Genomic DNA, 2,279 nt, shown 5'->3' with positions numbered 1-2,279 from the left:
CAGAAGTACATTAATTCTTGTTGAACCGCCGTATACGGAACCGTACGTACGGTGGTGTGAGAGGTCGGTAGGTGAATTAATCACCTACCTCCTACTCGATTTATAAATGGACTTTATTTCTGTATAGATTCTAAAATAGCAGGTGTGACTATTTCTCCATATTGTGCTTTCATCTGAAGTAATTCGGATTTTTGTTGCTCGAGGACCTCAAAGAAGCGAGCTGGAATTTCAGAATCGTCTGCATTGTAGTCGTCTGTTACTTTATCAATACGTGCTATCAGTTTTTCAACATAAATAGAGAACTGTTTATTATAAAGTTCTTGTGTATATTCTTTATCCAGGATTTCAGAGAATAACCGTTTAAGATCTTCGTATTTAGGAACACCGCCGATTGGGGTATCTATAGAAGCAACTAAGCCTTCAGAGTAATAAGCCAGCCAGCTGAGCCACACTTTTACATCACGTTTTTCCCCGAGCAATTTATTAGAATCTCCACCACGGGCTGCCTCAGTTAAGAAATAGTTAATTCCGGCATAGACGGGTTTTTTCGATATGCTCTCGTTACGGCCAAATTCAAGCTGATGTTTAATATTATCTCCCAGAGATCCTGGCATAAATGGCCGATTAGCAAAAGGCTCCAGTTTAATTCCTGTTGCACCGACTTCGGTAGCGGTTGCTGCTGAAACTATTGAACCTCCGATAACCACTCCTTCATCAGAGTTAGCCGCCACACGAATCGGAGGATTTGTGTCACTATCACGTCCGGAATATGTAATAACGCCAACTGGAACTCCTTCGGGATCTTCCGATTTTTCACTGTAATTCTCAAGTGCACGGGCGCTGAATGTTGCCCTGGCATTTGGATGAGACATAGGAATTTCTTTGCCTTCGTTGTTAACCATCCCCTGATGCCATTCCCCCTGAAAGTTTATTCCTTCGGCAGGAACAGGTTTTCCATCTCCAAGCCAATGAACAGTGTTTTCTGGTGTAACAAGAATATTAGACCAAATTACTCCAGGTTTTTTTAGAGCTGCGTCAACCATCGGATCATCGATAGGGTTTACATCCTTAACAATTGCAAATACACCTTGTTCAGGATTAATAGCTCTTAAAGTCCCATCTTCATGTATATACATCTCAGCCAGATCATCCCCGATAAAATGTTTGCCGGCCATAGCTGTAGTGGTTTTACCGCAGCCACTGGGAGCGGCACCGGTAATAAATACGGTTTTGTTGTTACCGTCAGGCATTTTTATCTCCATTCCGGTTATAAACATATGTTCGACTAATTCGGGAGTATTTTCTCTCACTGTTTTTCCTATATTTATTTCATGGTTACCTTTTTTTAATCGCAAGGAGTTACCAGCATAAGTAGTGAATATAGACCAGGTTTCAAGATTTTTGTGATCAGTAAAAACACGTGCTTTCTTAAGTTCTTCAGAAGTATTGTTACCCTGAGCATGGTAGTTGGTTATAAAATATCCGCATCTATTAACCTGCGAGTCGAATGAATCAAGTGCACTTCGATAGAGAATACTGGCTGAATTAATTACATAGGCTGATTGTGTTACAATCAATGATGGAGTTGCATTAGGAGCACCTATCGGACCTCTGCAATAAGCGCCTACAAACATAGTCTTGTCTTTAAGAATGCCTCCAAGATTGTTGTTTACATAATCGGCAGCATCTTTTCTAGGTACCTTCTTTTTTAGTGAACTGAGGCGGTCTCCTTCATCATAAATTGTGAAAGTCTGCTGGGGAAGTCTTCCTTGTTCATCTTTTAAGTCAAAATGGTAAGTATGGCTATCATTAGCCAATGGTAGTTCTTCTGCCAGTGAAATTGCTGCTTGTTTAATCGTTTTAGCATCTTCATCAGAGCCGGAATGGATAAATATATTTTGGGGATCCATAAGCATAGCTCCAGCCGCAATTTTGATTATTGCATCTTCATTATTAAGGCGTAACAATTTAGCATAATTATCTGTATCCATTTTACTTTTTAATAGATTAAGTGCCACGTCATATGTTATTCCCTTTGTGCTGGCATTCTGAGCTATATCGATGACTTTTCTTTTTAACTGCATTATATTTATCCCTTCAGTGTTGTTTTTCAAAAGAATACCTCTTGATTAACATATTTATCGGATTATTTTTGAAATAATTTCATTAAATATTTACCCCCAATTCCTAAATAGAAAGCCTATAAACAAAAGAACCTCCAGTTGTTACAATTGTTTCGACGAAAAAACAAAAATCACCTAAGAGGTGAAAAGTAACAA

1 protein-coding gene is annotated in these 2,279 nt (G+C 38.9%); it reads right to left on the bottom strand.

The genetic code is table 11. The annotated features are described in order from the left end of the window. Positions 1–113: 113 nt before the first annotated feature. Positions 114–2,084 carry a phosphoenolpyruvate carboxykinase gene (locus DKM50_06165; protein ID PZM80042.1) on the bottom strand — a complete coding sequence of 657 codons (1,971 nt, stop codon included), beginning with the start codon at positions 2,082–2,084 and terminating at the stop codon, positions 114–116. Between the last annotated feature and the right edge of the window lie 195 nt (positions 2,085–2,279).

The sequence above is a fragment of the Candidatus Margulisiibacteriota bacterium genome (genome assembly GCA_003242895.1).
Classification (GTDB): Bacteria; Margulisbacteria; Riflemargulisbacteria; order GWF2-39-127; family GWF2-39-127; genus GWF2-39-127.
This window is presented reverse-complemented; position numbering and strand designations above follow the sequence as displayed.